Annotated in this window: 12 protein-coding genes and 1 pseudogene; 12 read left to right on the top strand and 1 reads right to left on the bottom strand. The window is 73.6% G+C overall.

Annotation, left to right across the window (positions count from 1 at the left end; all coding sequences use genetic code 11):
• Window positions 1–67 precede the first annotated feature (67 nt).
• From DEI84_RS10750 to DEI84_RS10740, 4 genes and pseudogenes are all read left to right on the top strand, one after another.
• A complete protein-coding gene (locus DEI84_RS10750) occupies window positions 68–1,378 on the top strand; it encodes a DUF58 domain-containing protein (RefSeq protein WP_110890844.1) in 1,311 nt (436 codons plus the stop codon).
• Window positions 1,375–3,714 (top strand): transglutaminase-like domain-containing protein, encoded by a 2,340-nt coding sequence (locus tag DEI84_RS10745; RefSeq protein ID WP_110890824.1) that lies wholly within the window; start codon window positions 1,375–1,377, stop codon window positions 3,712–3,714. Before DEI84_RS10750 ends, DEI84_RS10745 begins: the two co-directional genes overlap by 4 nt.
• A 96-nt stretch (window positions 3,715–3,810) precedes the next feature.
• Window positions 3,811–3,879 (top strand): annotated as a pseudogene (locus DEI84_RS16095) (zinc-ribbon domain-containing protein); the annotation flags it as partial.
• A 69-nt stretch (window positions 3,880–3,948) separates the two neighbouring features.
• Window positions 3,949–5,970 carry an FHA domain-containing protein gene (locus DEI84_RS10740; RefSeq protein ID WP_220032892.1) on the top strand — a complete coding sequence of 674 codons (2,022 nt, stop codon included), beginning with the start codon at window positions 3,949–3,951 and terminating at the stop codon, window positions 5,968–5,970.
• Window positions 5,971–7,019: 1,049 nt separating this feature from the next.
• Here the strand turns inward: DEI84_RS10740 and DEI84_RS10735 are convergent.
• Window positions 7,020–8,006: an asparaginase gene (locus DEI84_RS10735; protein WP_110890822.1), complete on the bottom strand. Its 987-nt coding sequence runs from the start codon at window positions 8,004–8,006 to the stop codon at window positions 7,020–7,022.
• A gap of 41 nt (window positions 8,007–8,047) precedes the next feature.
• Here DEI84_RS10735 and DEI84_RS10730 point away from each other — a divergent pair, with 41 nt between their 5' ends.
• From DEI84_RS10730 to DEI84_RS10695, 8 genes are all read left to right on the top strand, one after another.
• Window positions 8,048–8,545 (top strand): OsmC family protein, encoded by a 498-nt coding sequence (locus tag DEI84_RS10730; protein ID WP_110890821.1) that lies wholly within the window; start codon window positions 8,048–8,050, stop codon window positions 8,543–8,545.
• A gap of 5 nt (window positions 8,546–8,550) precedes the next feature.
• Window positions 8,551–9,519: an FKBP-type peptidyl-prolyl cis-trans isomerase gene (locus DEI84_RS10725; RefSeq protein ID WP_110890820.1), complete on the top strand. Its 969-nt coding sequence runs from the start codon at window positions 8,551–8,553 to the stop codon at window positions 9,517–9,519.
• Between the two features lie 5 nt (window positions 9,520–9,524).
• Window positions 9,525–10,610: a 1-deoxy-D-xylulose-5-phosphate reductoisomerase gene (locus DEI84_RS10720; RefSeq protein WP_110890819.1), complete on the top strand. Its 1,086-nt coding sequence runs from the start codon at window positions 9,525–9,527 to the stop codon at window positions 10,608–10,610.
• Between the two features lie 102 nt (window positions 10,611–10,712).
• Window positions 10,713–12,041 (top strand): RIP metalloprotease, encoded by a 1,329-nt coding sequence (locus DEI84_RS10715; protein WP_181420423.1) that lies wholly within the window; start codon window positions 10,713–10,715, stop codon window positions 12,039–12,041.
• Between the two features lie 37 nt (window positions 12,042–12,078).
• On the top strand, window positions 12,079–13,611 hold the full coding sequence (locus DEI84_RS10710; RefSeq protein ID WP_110890817.1) for a cytosine permease: 1,533 nt from the start codon (window positions 12,079–12,081) through the stop codon (window positions 13,609–13,611).
• Window positions 13,608–14,228: a cysteine hydrolase gene (locus DEI84_RS10705; protein ID WP_309146388.1), complete on the top strand. Its 621-nt coding sequence runs from the start codon at window positions 13,608–13,610 to the stop codon at window positions 14,226–14,228. Before DEI84_RS10710 ends, DEI84_RS10705 begins: the two co-directional genes overlap by 4 nt.
• Window positions 14,229–14,294: 66 nt before the next feature.
• Entirely contained in the window at window positions 14,295–15,425 is a 1,131-nt protein-coding gene (ispG, locus tag DEI84_RS10700; protein WP_110825091.1) for a flavodoxin-dependent (E)-4-hydroxy-3-methylbut-2-enyl-diphosphate synthase, read from the top strand.
• A 101-nt stretch (window positions 15,426–15,526) separates the two neighbouring features.
• Window positions 15,527–17,278: a proline--tRNA ligase gene (locus DEI84_RS10695; RefSeq protein ID WP_110890816.1), complete on the top strand. Its 1,752-nt coding sequence runs from the start codon at window positions 15,527–15,529 to the stop codon at window positions 17,276–17,278.
• Window positions 17,279–17,371 lie beyond the last annotated feature (93 nt).

The raw sequence follows: 17,371 nt of genomic DNA, 5'->3' as shown, positions 1-17,371 counted from the left end.
GCGTCGCCCGTCCGCGACGCGGTCGCGTCGTGCCACGGTCGACGGTCGCACCGGGACGGTCGCCGGCATGACGAACGTCCGGACCCGTCTGGTCGGTGACCGCGACGGCGTCGCCGCCGAGGCGGTCGTCGGTGTCGTCCGCGTGTGGCGCACGGCCGGGAGGCTCGTCACGCGTGTCCGGGACGAGGTCGCCGCCGTCGTCACCGGGCTCGGCTGGACCGTGCTCGCACTGACCGTCGTCGCGTTCGTCGTCGGGTACCGGTTCGGCCTCCGCGAGGTCGTCGTCGTCGGGTGGGCCGGCGCGGTCCTCGCCGTCGTGGCGGCGGTGGCGCTCGTCGGGCGGTCGCGCCTCGTCGTGGGCATGACCCTCCCGCAGCACCGCGTCGCGGTCGGCGACCCCGCCGAGGTGACCGTCACCGCCGAGAACCCCACGCGCCTCCCGTCCGTGCCCACGACGCTCGAACTGCCGGTCGGCAACGGGCTCGTCGACGTGGCGGTGCCGGTCGTCGCGCCGCACGGGACCCACGTCCGCCGGGTGCCGGTGCCGACCATGCGCCGCGGTGTCCTCGACGTCGGTCCCGTCACCGGCGTCCGTGCCGACCCGGTCGGGCTCGTCCGACGGGAGCTCGTCTGGGCCGAGCAGGAACAGGTCATCGTCCACCCGCGCACGGTCGCGATCCCCTCCACGAGCACCGGCCTGGTGCGGGACCTCGAGGGGCAGGCGACGAACGACCTGTCCCCGGCCGACATCGCCTTCCACGCCGTCCGCGAGTACATGCCCGGAGACGACCCGCGCACCATCCACTGGAAGTCGACGGCGAAGACCGGCGCGTTCATGGTGCGGCAGTTCGAGGACACGCGTCGGTCGCACCTCGTCGTCGCCCTCGGGGTCTCGGACACCGAGTACCGCGACGAGGACGAGTTCGAGCTGGCCGTCAGCGCCGCCGCCTCGCTCGGCACTCGAGCGGTCCGGGACGGCCGAGAGGTCACCGTCGTGGTGTCCGAACGCACCCCCGAGTTCGCGAAGCGCCCGGTGTACGCGCTCGAGTCACTGCCGACCGTCACGCCGACGCGGCTGCTCGACGCCTTCGCGAGCGTCGGCCTCGCCGAGGCATGCCTGCCGGTCGCCGAGGTCGCGCGACTCGTCGGGCGGGACGCGGCAGGCATCTCGGTCGCCTTCCTGGTCGTCGGCAGCGCGGTCGGCCTGCCCGCCCTCCGCCTCGCGGCGACGCGGTTCCCGGTCGGGGTCGAGGTCGTCGCCGTCGTGTGCGAGCCCGAGGCCGTCCCGCGCTCGGTCCGGGTCGCCGGACTGACCGTGCTGACGATCGGGTACCTCGAGGACCTCCGGCACGCGCTGCACCGGTCGGCTGCCGCATGACGACGACGCCCCTCCGCGAACGGCCCCGCGGCGCCGAACGTCGACCGCCGGCGCGTCGTCGTCGTCCCGTCGGGCGCCTCGTCGCGGGCACCGCGGCCGTCTGGGTCCTCGTCGCCCTGGCGAGCGTCGCCTGGTGGCCCGTGCACCGCGACGGCGCGATGGTCGTCGCCGGCACGACGGCCGTGGTGGTCGGGACCCTCGTGGCGCTCCTCGGCCTCGTCCTCCGGCTGCCGGCGGCCGCGGTCGCGGTGCTCACCGTCGTCGGCTTCGTCGTCACCGGGGTGCCCGCGGCCGTCCCGGACCGCGCGGACGGGGTCCTCCCGACCGGACCGGGCGTCGTGGACCTCCTCGCCGGCGTCGCGCTCGGGTGGCGGCAGCTCGTGACCGTCAGCCTGCCGGTCGGGTCCTACGAGGCGCTGCTCGTGCCGTACTTCGTGACGGCCCTCCTCGCGACGGTGGTGGGCGTGACGGTCGCGACCCGGGCCTCCCGTCCGGAGGCGGCGGGGCTGGCACCGCTCGTGGTCTTCGCCGCGGGGGTGGCGGTCGGACCGACCCGGTTGGCCACCTCGGTCGCCCTGGCGGTCGCGCTCGTGGGTGCCGCACTGGTCTGGGCGCTCAGCGTCCGGCACGTCCGGCGGGCCACGACGGTCGCCGAGACCGTCGGCCAGCCCGTCCCGGTGCTCCGGGCGGTCGTGCGGCCGGCGCTCGTCGGGACCGCGACGATCGCGGCGGCGGCCCTCGTCGCGACCGGGCTCGGGCTCCTCGTCCCGCCGTCGACGGGCCGGACCGTGGCACGGACCGACGTCGTGCGGCCGTTCGACCCGCGCGACCACGTCAGCCCGCTGAGCGGCTTCCGCGCCTACCAGGAGGACGACCAGGTCGACGTCCCGCAGCTCACCGTCACCGGCCTGCCGCGCGGCGGCTTCGTCCGGATCGCGACCCTCGACACCTACGACGGCGTCGTCTACCGCGTGGGTGGCCCGGACGGCGCCACCGCGTCCGGGACGTTCGAGCGCGTCCCGACCTCGGTCGACGTGTCCGGTGTCCGCGGCACGCGCGTCAGGGTGGGCGTCACGGTCGACGGGTACCGGGACGTCTGGCTGCCCACCGTCGGCGACCTCGAGACGGTGACCTTCCAGGGACGCACCGCGGACCGGGACCGCACCGGGTTCTTCTACGACCGCGCGACCAGCACGGGTGCGCTCGTCGGCGGCGTCTCCGCGGGCACCCGCTACACGCTCTCCGCGGTCCTGCCCGCCCAGCCGTCCGAGCGCCAACTCACGGCGGCCCGCCCCGGGACGGCCTCGGTGCCGACGCCACGGGCCGTGCCGGACGCGGTCCGGGACGCCGTGCAGGCCGTGTCCGAGCCCGGCGCGTCCGACGGGGCCCGACTCGTCGCAGCGCTCTCGGCCCTGGCCCGCACCGGGTACGTGAGCCACGGCGTCGGCGACGACCGCGCGAGCCGGTCCGGGCACGGGGCCGACCGCATCGAGGAGCTGCTCACCGGCCAGCCCGTGGTGGGGGACCAGGAGCAGTACGCCGTCGCGGCCGCGCTCATGGCGCAGCAGATCGGCTTCCCGGCGCGGGTCGTCATGGGGTTCACGGCGGGCGGTGACTCCGGGACGACGCCCGCCACCGGTGCCGGTGGCCGCACGACGTTCCGGGGGAGTGACGTCACGGCACGCATCGAGGTGGACACGGCCGAGTACGGGTGGGTCCTGCTCGACCCGAACCCCGTCGTCCGGGAGATCCCCGAGGAGTCCGACCAGACGCCGCAGCCCGTCACCCGTCCCGAGACCATCGTCCCGCCGCCGCCCGCGGAACCCCAGGTGCAGGAGCAGCAGACGCCGCCGCAGGCCGACCCGGACGCCCCGCCCGCGCGTCCGTTCTGGCTGCAGCTGCTCCTCGCGGTGCTGCCGTGGGCACTGGGCGTGCTCGGGGTCGCGGCGCTCGTGCTCCTGCCGGTCCTCGTCGTGCTCGTCCTGAAGCGCCTCCGCCGTCGGCGTCGCCGCCGTGCCCCGGCCGCGCGGGCCCGGGTCGTCGGCGCCTGGGACGAGTACCGGGACGCCCTGCTCGACCACGGTCACGCGGTCGCCGCCACCGCCACCCGGCGCGAGGTCGCGGTGGCAGCACCGGGTGACGCCGCGACCGGCCTCTCGGCCCTGGCGGACCGGGCGGTCTTCGGGCCGTCGGACGTCGACGACCGGACGGCGGACCGGATGTGGGACGCGACCGACGCGGCCGTGGCCGAGCTGCGGTCCGGGCGGACGCGACGGGAGCGGTTCCGCGCCGCCGTCTCGGTGCGTTCACTCCGCTCCGGCCGCTGGGTCCGCTGACTCCGGACGAGCGGAGGGCGCTCGGAGCGGCGGTGACTACGATGTCGGGAGGCCGGAACCACCTGACGGACGGTCGGACGAGGACAGAGGCACCCTGTGATCAGATGCGAACACTGCGGATCGACGCTCCCGGACGGAGCGATCTTCTGCGGTGAGTGCGGACGAGCCGTCACGACCTCGGCAGCGCGTCGCACCGCACCCGCGGAAGCCGTCGACCGTGGCACCCCACCCCCGTTGCAGCAGCCCGGCGTCCCCGGACGCGGGGTCGATCCCGCTGCCGACGGCTGGCTGCCCGAGTCCACCCTCGACCCGGCCACGCGCGCATGGCTGACCGGTGCCGACCACGGCGCGTCCCCGGTCGCGGACGCCACGACGGCGGGTCGCCAGGACCGGACCGGGACGGAGCACCAGGACCACGACGCTCCCGGCTCCCCGCGAGCGGGCTCCGGGCAGGCGGACGCCTCCGTCGATCGGGGCACTCCCGCAGCGGACGACCTCGCCCCGCGGAGCGCGCCGTCGCACGTGCACGGTTCCGGAACCGGTCTCGGCGACTGGACCGGACGCTCGACCGAGGGTCCCGGAGCGGAACCCGTCGAACCGACGCTCGACCCCGATGCCTTCCCCGCCGAGACGCTCGCGCCGCAGGACGACCCGGAGGTCCAGCGCGCCGACGCCTGGGACGAGCGCGGAGCGGCGGACCAGGGGGACACGCCCCCGTCGACAGGGGCCGGGTCGGCCGTCGTCGAGCCGGTCTGGTCACCGCCGTCGACGCCCGCCGCCCCTCCGACCGGACCGTCCTGGTGGATCGGTCGCGCCCCGTCCGCCGAGGCGACGAGCGAGCAGACGACTCCCGGGGGGACCGGCGACGACGCGGGCGTGCAGCGGACGGACGATGCGCCGCGGCCGGGCGACACCGCGGTCTTCCAGCTGCCGGCCGAGCGCCGGGCTCCGCGCCCCACACCGCTCGTCGCCCCGGGCAGCCAGAGCACGGTCTGCCACGTCTGCGGCCACACCCTCGAGCCGGACGACATCTTCTGTGAGGAGTGCGGATCGGTCCGCCCCGCCGTGACCGCCGCCTTCACGGGGCCGGTGATGCCCCTCCCGCTCGCCCGCCCGGACTGGGCCGCCGACGAGGACGCCCTCCGCAGCGCCGTCTCCGACGCCCACGACCTGACCGAGGAGTCGGACGGACTGCCGGACGCGGACTCCGGCGAGCTCCCCGACGCGGACGACGACGCCGCCCGCAGCGGTCCGGACGCGGACGGCCGGGACGACGTCGCCCCTGGTGGGCGCGACGGCGCCGAGACACCCGATGCCTCCGGTGCTGTCGACCCGTCCGACGACCGGGACGCGTCGGCGGGTCGCGACGGCCACGAGGAGCTCGACGACCGCGGTCCGGACAGCGGTCCGGTGAGCACGAGCACCCCGCGAGCCCCTGCCGCCGCGGACTCGGATGCGGCTGGTCGCCCCTCCTCCACCTCCGACGACGCGCACGACGACGGCGCCGCTGGTCACGACGACGGCGCTGGTCACGATGACTGCGCTGGTCACGATGACGGCGCCGGCCAGGCCGGGACCCACGGGACGACGGACGTCGTGCCGGGCGACGCCGCCGACGACCGCGGTGCGGCCCGTTCGGCTGGAGCGTCCGACGTACAACCCGATGAGTCGGTCAGTGCGCGGTCCGTCGACCGTGCCGACCGACCCGGCGCGGAGGCCCTGCCCGGCACGAGCCCCCGGCTCACGACCGACGGTGCTCCCGTCCCGCCGGTCGCCGCCCCGCTCCCGCTGGTCGCCGCCCCGCTCCCGCCGGTCGCCCAGCCGCGGTCCGGCGGGACCGAGGCGACCGGTGCCGCCGTTCCGACGGACCACGACGCGGGCCCGGACGAGGACGTCGAGGAGACCCGGATCGTGTCCCGCGCACCCGCGCAGGCTCCGTTCCTGCTGCACTTCAGCACGGGCGAGCGCCTCGGCGTGCACGGGTCCGCACTGCTCGGCCGACTCCCGCGCCCCGAAGCCGACGAGCAGTTCGACGGCCTGCTGACGATCCGCGACCCGGGCAAGTCCGTCTCGAAGACCCACCTGGAACTCGGGCGGGACGGTGACGACCTCTGGGTCTCCGACCGCTACTCGGGCAACGGCACGATGATCCGGCACATCGACGGGTCGATCCGGCGGTGCGAGCCCGGACGGCGGTACCGCGTCGAGCGCGGCGCACGCGTCGACATCGGGGAGCAGTTCTTCCTCGTCCAGTGAGGTCGGGCCGGTGCGCGCGCAGCACCGACCCGTGTCGGGACCGCTCGTCCACGACCGACCTGCTCCGCGCCGGTTCTCCACAGCGGCCCGGAGCGAGCACCGCGCAACGGTCAGGTGCGGTGCGATGGGTGCATGGACCCGCGGACCGCTCGGAGCGTCGCCTTGGCCGTCGCCATCCTCGTGACGGTCTGGGCCGTCGTGTCCACCGGCGACGACCGGACGGTGCTGCTCGTGGCGGCGGCCGTCGTCGCGGTGCTCGGTCTCGCGGCGCGACCGGCTGACGGTTCTCCGCGAGCACCGACGGTCGTCGTCCCGCCAGGCCCGGCTGCCGGTCCCGCGGACGACCGGTGCGGCGGCGAGGCATCGGCGGCCGGTCCCGCGGACGACCGGTGCGGCGAGACCGGGCCAGACGCGGACGTCTGCGCGTTCCCGCCGACACCGGGTGGGGAACTGGTCGCCGGGCGGGACCCCGCGGGCCGGATCGTCACGGTCGACGCTGCCGGCGGAGTCGTCGTGCGTGGTCGCGGCGCGCTGGCCCGCGCCGTCTTCGAAGCCCTCGTTGACCAGCTCGAGAGCCTCGTGCCGCGCGCCGGACCGGACGTGCCCGGCGCAGAGCTCCGTGTCGCGGCGGACACGGGCGTGCTCGGCCGCCGCACCGTCCGCGCCGGGCTCCCCGAGGGGCACGCGGCGGCGGCGGCGGTCGACGACGACGGTGCCCTGCTCGGGACCGTCGTCCTGGTCCCCGGGCTCGCGGCCACCCCGCGCCGGACGGGTGCCGTCGTGGAGGTGACGCGCTACGGGTGCCGGCTGACCGGGAGACACCGGGCCGGGGGCACCGCGGACACCGCCGAGGACGACGACGTCGGGACGGTCATCATGCCGACGCTGCCGCTCCTCGTGCTCTCCGCGGACGAGCGCTCGTCCCTCGCCGACGACCACAGCGGGCCCGGGTGGGGGACCGAGAGGGCGTCGGCTTCCCCGGTCGGGTCCGGGACGTGTCCATCCGGCCCGGTGCGTCCGGAGGGCCGGTCTCGTCGCCCCCGGTCAGTTCAGCGGAGACCCGCTCCGACGCGGACCGCGCCGACCGGCAGACCGCCACCGAGGACACGCTCGCCGGTCGCCTGCAGCACCTCGTCCGCGGCGACGGCGTCGACCAGGTCGTTGCGGACGAGCAGCGTCAGGGCCGCGAGCGTCCCGGCACGGAGGGCTCCGTCGAGCACCTTGACGGCGACGGCCGGCCCGCCCGGCACACCCATCACCATGACGCCCTCCGCCCCGAGCTTCGCGAGGAGACCGAGTCGTTCGATGGTGACGGTGTTCGCCCGCCCGACGCCGTCGATCGCCCACGGATCCGCCAGGACCGCGTCGGTCAGGGCGGCGGAGTCCTCGTCAGCACGCGCCACGACCCCGGCGATGCCCCGCGCCAGTCCGGTGAGGGTGAGCGGGAACACCGGTGCGCCGCAGCCGTCGGTCCCGACGACGTCGACGACCTCGCCGGTGGCGTCCTCCACCGTGCTCCGGACCGCCTGCTGCAGCGGGTGCTCGATGTCGAGGTACGTCGCCTCGTCCCACCCGTGCACCCGGCACGCGGCGAGCATGCCGGCGTGCTTGCCCGAGCAGTTCATCGCCAGCCGACGGGGACCCGTCATGCTCCGGGCGGTGTCCCGGTCGAACGGCAGGTCGGGCGGGCACCCGAGGTCCTCCTCGACGTGGTCGAAGCGCTCGAGCATCCGCATCGCGAGGGACTGGTGGGACGGTGTCCCGGCGTGACTCGCCGTCGTCATCACCAGCTCCGCGCCCGAGAAGAGCGCCCCGGCACGTCGGACCGCCAGCGCCTGCAGGGGCTTCATCGTCGAACGGGGGTAGATGCTGGCGCCCACGTCGCCGACGGCGTCGAGCACGGTGCCGTCCGCGCCGACGACGACGCCCGCGCCGACGTGACGGCTCTCGTCGAAGCCGGACCGTTCGAGGACGGCCAGTTCGACCGAGCCGTCGGCGGTGAGAGGATGACGGTCGGTGCTGGTGGCCGTGCGCATGGCGCGATCCTACCGACGACCCACACGACGAGAGGACCGCGATGAACGACCACTCCTACGAGGTCTCCGTCCACTGGACCGGCGACCGGGGGACCGGCACGAGCGGGCACCGCGACTACGGACGCGAGCACGTCGTCAGCGCCGCGGGCAAGCCGGACGTCCCCGGCAGCGCCGACCCGACGTTCCGCGGGGACCGCGACCGGTGGAACCCCGAGGAGCTCGTCCTCGCCGCCCTGAGCCAGTGCCACATGCTCAGCTACCTGCACGTCGCCGTGACCACGGGCTTCACGGTGGTCGCGTACGAGGACCGTGCCACGGCCGGTCTCGACCTCCACCGCGACGGCTCGGGCGAACTCACGGGTGCGGTCCTCCGTCCCCTCGTGACGATCCGCGAGGCGGACCGGGTGGCGGACGCACGGGCGGCACACGCCGAAGCGAACCGGCTGTGCTTCATCGCGCGGTCCGTCGCGTTCCCCGTCCACCACGAGCCCGAGATCGTCGTCCTCGGAGCCGACGCATCGGTGGGTACGGCAGGATGACCCGTGTGAAGCGTCTCCGCCTGCTCCCGATCGCCCTCGTGCCCGCCGTGATCCTCGGCCTCGCAGCCTGCTCGGGGTCCGGCTCCTCGGACGCCTCGGCCTCCGCATCGTCCACCCCGAAGGCCACGACCGCGCCGATCACGTCGTGCCCGAAGCCGGGCGGAGCGTCGGACTCGATCGACGCCACGGGCGACGTCGGTGGTTCCCGGGCGCCGAAGGTGACGTTCGACGACGGCCTCACCGCCGACCCGCCGCAGGCGACCCGCACCGTGAAGGGCACGGGCGCCGCACTCGCCGAGGGCGACTTCGTCCAGGTCGCGTACTCCGCGTACGACGCGAAGGACGCGAAGAACCTCGTGACCGTCGGCTTCGACCAGGGGAACCCCCAGGTCCTCTCCGTGGGCGGCACCGGCTTCGGCGCCCTCCTCGCCTGTGCGCACGTCGGTGACCGCGTCGCCGTCGTCGGTCAGGCCGCCGCACTCGGCTTCAACACGAGCGGGTCGATCGTTGTCGTCGCGGACGTCGTCGAGCAGACCCCGACCAAGTCGACCGGCACGCCGCAGGACCAGGACCCGGCGCTCCCCACGGTCGAGGACAAGGCGGACGGCGAGCCCGAGATCACCATCCCGGACACCGACGCACCCACGAAGACCACGGCTGAGGTCATCAAGCAGGGCGACGGTGACGTCATCGAGGACGGCGACACCGCGCTCGTGCAGTACAAGGGCGTCGCGTACAAGGGCGGCAAGGAGTTCGACTCCTCGTGGTCGAAGGGCTCGCCGACCACCTTCACGATCTCGAACAGCGGGCTCATCCCCGGGTTCGTCAAGGGACTGGTCGGGCAGAAGATCGGTTCGCAGGTCATGATCGTCGTCACGCCGGAGGACGGCTACGGCGCCAACCCGCCGGAGGGCTCGGGCATCCCCGCGAACGCGACCCTCGTGTTCGTCGTCGACCTGCTGGCCAAGGGCTGAGCCCGGTGTCGGGCCGCCGCCGGGTCGTCCTCCTCGGCAGCACGGGGTCGATCGGCACGCAGGCGCTCGACGTCATCGAGCGGAACCCCGACCGCTTCGAGCTCGTCGGGCTGACCGCGGGCACGGACACCGCCACCCTCGCCGAGCAGGCCGACCGGTACGGCGTCCGCGACACCGCGCTCGGGGCCGCCGACGCGGAACGACTCGTCCGCAGCGTCGAGGCCGACGTCGTGCTCAACGGGATCACCGGATCCGTCGGGCTCGGTCCGACCCTCGCGGTCCTCGAGACCGGCGCGACGCTCGCGCTGGCGAACAAGGAGAGCCTCATCGTCGGGGGCCCGCTCGTGCAGGCCGCCGCGGCACCCGGGCAGATCGTCCCGGTCGACAGCGAGCACTCCGCGATCGCCCAGGCGCTCCGATCGGGCACCGACGCCGAGGTCCGTCGGCTCGTCCTCACCGCGAGCGGCGGTCCGTTCCGCGGGCGCTCGCGGAACGACCTCGTGGACGTCACACCGGCGCAGGCGCTCGCCCACCCGACGTGGGACATGGGCCTCGTGGTGACCACGAACTCGGCGACCCTGGTGAACAAGGGCCTCGAGGTCATCGAGGCGCACCTGCTCTTCGGCGTCCCCTACGACCGCATCGACGTCACCGTGCACGCGCAGTCGGTCGTGCACTCGATGGTGGAGTTCGTCGACGGCTCGACCATCGCGCAGGCGTCTCCGCCGGACATGCGGCTGCCGATCGCCCTCGGCCTCGCCTGGCCCGACCGGGTCCCGCACGTCGGCGTGCCGCTGGACTGGACGACCGCGAGCACGTGGACGTTCGAGCCGCTCGACGCCGCCGCCTTCGGCGCCGTCGACCTCGCCAAGCGGGTGGGCTCGCTCGGCGGCACCTTCCCCGCCGTGTTCAACGCCGCCAACGAGCAGGCCGTCGCCGCCTTCCACGCGGGGGCGATCGGGTTCCTCGACATCGTCGACACGGTGGCGCGGGTCGTCGACGACCACACGGCGGGGGAGCCGTCGCTCGACGGCGTCCTCGCCGCGGAGCGGTGGGCCCGCCAGCAGGCCGACCGCATCCTCGCCCGCTGACGCGCGCCGGGCCTCCCGTCGGTCGCTCCGACCGGGAGGCACGCAGCACCACCCAGGTCGCTCACGGCTTTCGTCATGGCGAGCGTCCCGTACCCTTTCCCGGTGACCGTCGGAACCGTCCTGCTCTTCGTCCTCGGCGTCGTCGTCTTCGTCATCGGGCTGCTGGTGTCGATCGGCCTCCACGAGCTCGGCCACCTGGCCTTCGCGAAGCTCTTCAACGTCAAGGTGACCCAGTACTCGCTCGGGTTCGGCAAGGCGATCTGGTCCTTCCGGCGCGGCGAGACCGAGTACGGCATCCGGCCGATCCTGCTCGGCGGGTACATCTCCATGGTCGGCATGCTCAAGCCGCGTGCCTCCGGGCGGGAGATCACGAACACCGGCATGTACTCGGCGTTCGTGCAGGACGCCCGGGCCGCGAGTGCCGAGCAGATCGCGGAGTCCGGCGGCGACGACTCCCGGGCCTTCTACCGGCTCACCCCCTGGAAGCGGATCATCGTGATGGTCGCCGGGCCGGCGATGAACCTGGTGATCGGGATCCTGCTGTTCGGGGTGCTGCTCGTCGGGTTCGGTGCACCGACCACGACGTTCACCTCGAGTGTCGACTGCGTCCTGCCGACGAGTGCCCGGACGACCTGCGCCGACGGCGACGCGGTGTCCCCGGCGAAGGAGGCCGGCATCCGAGCGGGCGACGTGGTGGTCGCCGTCGACGGCCGCCGCAACCCCACGATCACCCAGGTCTCCGACCTCTTCCAGCGCTCCGCGGGCGAGCAGGTCACCGTGGTCGTCGAGCGGGACGGCACCGAACGCACCCTGCAGGTCACCCCGCAGCTCGCCATCCGCGACGTCTACACGGAGGACGGGTCGGTCGCGAAGGACAGCGACGGGACCACGAAGACCGAGCGCGTCGGCGTCGTCGGGGTGAGCATCGGACAGACACTCGTCCGGCAGTCGCCCGCCGCGGTGCTCCCCGCGACCGGCGCACAGATCGCTGCCTCGGCGCACCTCATCGTCGACCTGCCGCAGCGGCTCGTCGCCGTCTGGAACGCCGCGTTCGGGGCGCAGGAACGCTCCCAGGACAGTCCGGTGTCGGTCGTCGGCGTCGGCCGGGCGATCGGCACGGTGTCCTCGATGAGCGGCGTGCCCGTGGTCGACAAGGTGTACACGATCCTGGGGCTGCTGGCCTCGCTCAACATCGGCCTGTTCGTGCTGAACATGGTGCCGCTCCTCCCACTGGACGGCGGGCACATCGCCGGGGCCATCTGGGAAGCGGTCAAGCGCCGTGCCTTCCGGCTCTTCGGCAAGGCCGACCCGGGGCCGATCGACCTGGCGAAGACGATGCCGCTCACGATGGTCGTGGTCGTCCTGCTCGCCGGCATGAGCGCGCTGCTCATCTACGCCGACCTGGTCCGACCGGTGGACCTGTTCGGGTAGCGCCGGAGCCGCGCGTCGGACCACTACGCTGGCGCGCATGAGCGCAGAACCCGTCGCCCGACCGGAGCCGTCGAAGGCGTCGACCGCCGGGCGGACCCGGACCGTCGAACAGCAGGGCACCGACGTCATCGGTGAGGCTGAGCGCAAGGGCCGTCCCCGCGGTCTCTTCTGGCCGTGGTTCGCCGCGAACATCTCGGTGCTCGGACTGGCCTACGGCTCGTTCGTCCTCGGCTTCGGCATCTCGCTCGCGCAGGCGACGGTGGTGTCGGTCATCGGCGTCGTGTTCTCGTTCCTGCTCTGTGGCATCGTCGCGATCGCCGGCAAGCGCGGGTCCGCCCCGACGATGGTGCTGAGCCGCGCGGCGTTCGGCGTCCGGGGCAACCGGTTGCCGTCCTTCCTCAGCTGGGTCCTCACCGTCGGGTGGGAGACCGCCCTCGCCTCGCTGGCGGTCCTCGCGACGTCCACGGTGTTCCGCGAGCTCGGGTGGGACGACGGCGTCGTCACGAAGGCGGTCGCCCTGGTGGTGGTCGCGGCACTCGTCATCGGGGCGGGGATCGCCGGGTTCGACGTGATCATGCGCCTGCAGACGTGGATCACGGTGGTCACCGCGGTGCTGACGGTGGTCTACGTGGTGTTGGCCGCGCCGTCGATCGACCTCGGGACCCTCGCCGACCTGCCGTCCGGCAGCGCCCAGAACGTCATCGGCGCCCTGGTGCTCGTGATGACCGGCTTCGGGCTCGGCTGGGTGAACGCGGCCGCCGACTACTCCCGGTACCTGCCGCGGTCCGCCTCGACGCGCGGCGTCGTCGGCTGGACGACGTTCGGTGGCGCGCTGGCCCCCGCGGTCCTCGTCGTCATCGGCGTCATGCTCGCCGGCTCGTCGACGGACCTGGACGCCGCGATCGGTGCCGACCCGATCGGCGCGCTGACGACCCTGCTGCCGGTCTGGTTCCTCGTCCCCTTCGCGGTGGTCGCGATCCTCGGTCTCGTCGGTGGTGCCGTCCTCGACATCTACTCGTCGGGTCTCGCCCTGCTCAGCGCGGGTGTGCGGATCCCTCGACCGGTCGCGGCGGGCGTCGACGGGGTGTTCATGATCGCGGGCGCGGTCTACGTGGTGTTCTTCGCGACGAGCTTCATCCAGCCGTTCCAGGCCTTCCTCGTGACGCTCGGTGTGCCCGTCGCAGCCTGGTGCGGTGTGTTCGTCGCAGACGTGCTGCTCCGGCGGCGGGCGTACGCGGAGGACGAGCTCGACACCCCGCGCGGCCGCTACGGCGACGTCCGCTGGACCGCGATCGCGCTGGTGGTCGTCGGCACCGTGCTCGGGTGGGGGCTCGTCACGAACACCTACGGCGTCCCGGCCTGGCTCAACTGGCAGGGCTTCCTGCTCGGCCCGTTCGGCCTCGGGGGACGTGACGGCGCCTGGGCCTACGCGAACCTCGGCGTCCTCGTCGCGCTGCTCGTCGGGTTCCTCGGGACGGTGTTGCTCGGCCGACGCGCGATCCGCCGCCAGGAGGCGCTGCCCGTCACCGAGCCGGTGTCCCGCGTCCCCGCGGACGAGCTGCGCCCGTGACGGCCGGACCAGCACGCGCGGACGCAGCGGCTCCCGACGGTCCGGACGCCGCCGACGCAACGGGCACGTCCGACGCACCCGACACCGCCGACGCGTGGCTCGTCGTCATCGACATGCAGCACGTCTTCACGGGTGACAGCCCCTGGGCGGCACCGCGCTACGCCGAGGCGTCCGCGGCGGTCGAGCGGCTCCTCCCGCGCTTCCGCGACCGCACGGTGCTCACCCGGTTCGTCGCCCCGGAGCACCCGTCCGGCGCGTGGCAGCCGTACTACCGCGACTGGCCCTTCGCCCTCGTTCCCGACGCCGACCCGTTGTACGCGCTCACGGAGCCGTTCGCAGCACTCGCGGCGGGTGGCGCCCCGGTCGTCACCGTGCCGACCTTCGGGAAGTGGGGGACGGACCTCCGACGGGTGACGGGGGAGCAGCCGCACCTCGTGCTCACCGGGGTCTCCACGGACTGCTGTGTGCTGTCGACCGCGCTCGCTGCGGCCGACGCCGGCGTCCGCGTCACGGTCGTGGCCGAGGCGTGCGCCGGCGCGAGTGACGACGACCACGCCCGCGCGCTCGATGCGATGCGCCTGTACGCCCCGCTCGTCACCGTCGTCGACTCCCTGTGAGCAGGCCGCACCGCGTTCCGTGGACGAGCGCGTAGAGTTCCCACCGTGCCCGCAGTGAACCTCGGAATGCCGAAGGCCCCCGAAACCCTGGCCCCGCGTCGCAAGTCCCGGCAGATCCGGGTCGGCAAGGTCCTGGTCGGTGGTGACGCCCCGGTGTCCGTGCAGTCGATGACCACGACGCCGACCACGAACATCAACGCGACCCTCCAGCAGATCGCCGAGCTCACCGCGTCCGGGTGCGACATCGTCCGCGTGGCCGTGCCGAGCCAGGACGACGCCGACGCGCTGCCGATCATCGCGAAGAAGTCGCAGATCCCGGTGATCGCGGACATCCACTTCCAGCCCAAGTACGTCTTCCAGGCCATCGACGCCGGGTGTGCCGCGGTGCGCGTGAACCCGGGCAACATCCGGAAGTTCGACGACCAGGTCGGTGCGATCGCCAAGGCCGCGAAGGACGCGGGTGTGAGCCTGCGGATCGGCGTCAACGCCGGGTCGCTCGAGCCGAGCCTGCTGCAGAAGTACGGGAAGGCCACACCGGAGGCGCTCGTCGAGTCCGCCGTGTGGGAGGCCAGTCTGTTCGAGGAGCACGACTTCCACGACTTCAAGATCTCGGTCAAGCACAACGACCCGATCATCATGGTGAAGGCGTACCGGCAGCTCGCGGAGCGCGGCGACTGGCCGCTGCACCTCGGCGTGACCGAGGCCGGCCCGGAGTTCCAGGGCACGATCAAGAGCGCCACCGCGTTCGGCATCCTGCTCGGCGAGGGCATCGGTGACACCATCCGCGTGTCGCTGTCGGCTCCGCCCGCGCAGGAGGTGAAGGTCGGGCTGCAGATCCTGCAGTCGCTCAACCTCCGCGAGCGCAAGCTCGAGATCGTCTCCTGCCCGAGCTGTGGCCGTGCGCAGGTGGACGTCTACCAGCTCGCGAACGACGTCACGTCCGGGCTCGAGGGCATGACCGTCCCGCTCCGCGTCGCCGTCATGGGGTGCGTCGTGAACGGTCCGGGCGAGGCACGTGAGGCTGACCTCGGTGTCGCCTCCGGTAACGGCAAGGGGCAGATCTTCGTGAAGGGCCAGGTCATCAAGACCGTCCCCGAGGCCGAGATCGTCGCGACCCTCATCGACGAGGCGAACCGCCTCGCCGCGGAGATGGGACCGGCGGCGGGCACCGGCAAGCCGCTCGTCGTCACCTCCTAGGTCCTGGCCCCGTTCCGGACGCACGGCCCGGAACCGGCGGCGGGGGAGCCTCCCGTCCACAGGCGCGGCGGACCGCGACCGCGCGCCGCTAGGCTTGCGGCGTGGTCACACGGCTCTCTCACCTCTTCCTCCGCACGCTCCGCGACGACCCCTCCGACGCCGAGGTGACGAGCCACAAGCTGCTCGTCCGCGCCGGCTACGTCCGCCGCCAGTCGCCGGGCATCTTCGCCTGGCTGCCGCTGGGCCTGAAGGTCCGCGCGAAGATCGAGGGCATCATCCGCGACGAGATGGTCGCCGCCGGGGCGCAGGAGGTCCTGCTGCCGGCGCTGCTGCCGCGCGAGCCCTACGAGGCGACGAACCGCTGGACCGAGTACGGCGACGGCATGTTCCGCCTGCAGGACCGCAAGGGCTCCGACTACCTCCTCGCGCCCACGCACGAGGAGATGTTCGCGCTCCTGGTGAAGGACCTGTACTCCTCCTACAAGGACCTGCCGGTCACGCTGTTCCAGATCCAGGACAAGTACCGCGACGAGGCCAGGCCCCGCGCCGGTCTGCTGCGTGGGCGCGAGTTCACCATGAAGGACGCGTACTCGTTCGACCTCGACGACGCCGGCCTGGAGCGCAGCTACCAGGTGATGCGCGACGCCTACGAGCGGATCTTCACCCGGCTCGGCCTCGAGTACGTCATCGTGAAGGCGGACGCCGGCGCGATGGGCGGGTCGAAGTCCGAGGAGTTCCTGCACCCGATCGCGGTCGGCGAGGACACGTTCGTCCGGAGCGCCGGTGGCTACGCGGCCAACGTCGAGGCCTACGTGACGCCGGTGCCCGAGGCGCGGTCGACCGAGGGGCTCCCGGAGCCCGTGCTCCTGCCCGCGGCGGACACCCCGACGATCGAGTCGCTCGTCGCGCACGCCAACGAGGTCGCCCCGCGTGCCGGTGCGCCCTGGACCGCGGCGGACACGCTGAAGAACGTCGTGCTCGCACTGACGCACCTGGACGGCACGCGCGAGGTCGTGGTCGTCGGACTCCCCGGGGACCGCGACGTCGACCTCAAGCGCGCCGAGGTCGCGTTCGCCCCGGCCGAGGTCGAGGCCGCCGGTGACGACGACTTCCGGAAGCACCGCGGCCTGGTGAAGGGCTACATCGGCCCGCAGGTCCTCGGCGCCGACAGCGCGACCGGCCTGCGCTACTTCGTCGACCCGCGCGTGGTCGACGGCACGAGCTGGGTCACGGGCGCGAACGAGCGCGGTGTGCACGTCTCCGGTCTCGTCGCCGGGCGTGACTTCGTCGCCGACGGTGTCGCCGAGGTGTCCGATGTCCGCGCCGGCGACCCGGCCCCCGACGGTTCCGGCCCGCTCGAGACCGCCCGCGGCATGGAGATCGGCCACGTCTTCCAGCTCGGGCGCAAGTACGCCGAGGCGCTCGGCCTCAAGGTGCAGGACGAGAACGGCAAGCTCGCCACCGTCACGATGGGCTCGTACGGCATCGGCGTGACGCGCATCCTGGCGATCCTGGCCGAGGCGCACAACGACGAGAAGGGCCTGGCCTGGCCGAAGCACGTCGCACCGTTCGACGTGCACGTCGTCGCGACCGGCAAGGACGCGACCGCGTTCGACCTGGCCGAGTCGATCGTCGCGCAGCTCGAGGCGGAACGGTACGAGGTCGTGTACGACGACCGCCCGAAGGTCTCGCCCGGCGTGAAGCTCCGGGACGCCGAGCTGCTCGGCATGCCGGTCGTCGTCGTCGCGGGCCGGAACGCCGCCGACGGCATCGTCGAACTCTGGGACCGGGCGACCGGCGACCGCCGGGAGGTCCCCGTCGTGGACCTGCTGGAGGCCGTGCGCGCGATCTGAGCGCCAGCGTCCAGCCGGACGCCCGACGCAAGGCCCGTGGCGGATCCGCCACGGGCCTTGCGTCGTTCCTGCGGTACGATCGACGACGGCTTC

Source organism: Curtobacterium sp. MCBD17_023, from assembly GCF_003224415.1.
Taxonomy (GTDB): Bacteria; Actinomycetota; Actinomycetes; order Actinomycetales; family Microbacteriaceae; genus Curtobacterium.
Note: the sequence above shows the minus strand (reverse complement) of the source record. Positions and strands in the feature narration are given on the sequence as shown.

What these genes read in the sequence shown, in the direction of transcription:
- DEI84_RS10750 (WP_110890844.1), top strand. Translation starts at nt 68, where the DNA reads ATGACGAACGTCCGGACCCGTCTGGTCGGTGACCGCGACGGCGTCGCC.
- DEI84_RS10745 (WP_110890824.1), top strand. Translation starts at nt 1,375, where the DNA reads ATGACGACGACGCCCCTCCGCGAACGGCCCCGCGGCGCCGAACGTCGA.
- DEI84_RS10735 (WP_110890822.1), bottom strand. Translation starts at nt 8,006, where the DNA reads ATGCGCACGGCCACCAGCACCGACCGTCATCCTCTCACCGCCGACGGC.
- DEI84_RS10730 (WP_110890821.1), top strand. Translation starts at nt 8,048, where the DNA reads ATGAACGACCACTCCTACGAGGTCTCCGTCCACTGGACCGGCGACCGG.
- DEI84_RS10710 (WP_110890817.1), top strand. Translation starts at nt 12,079, where the DNA reads ATGAGCGCAGAACCCGTCGCCCGACCGGAGCCGTCGAAGGCGTCGACC.
- ispG (WP_110825091.1), top strand. Translation starts at nt 14,295, where the DNA reads ATGCCGAAGGCCCCCGAAACCCTGGCCCCGCGTCGCAAGTCCCGGCAG.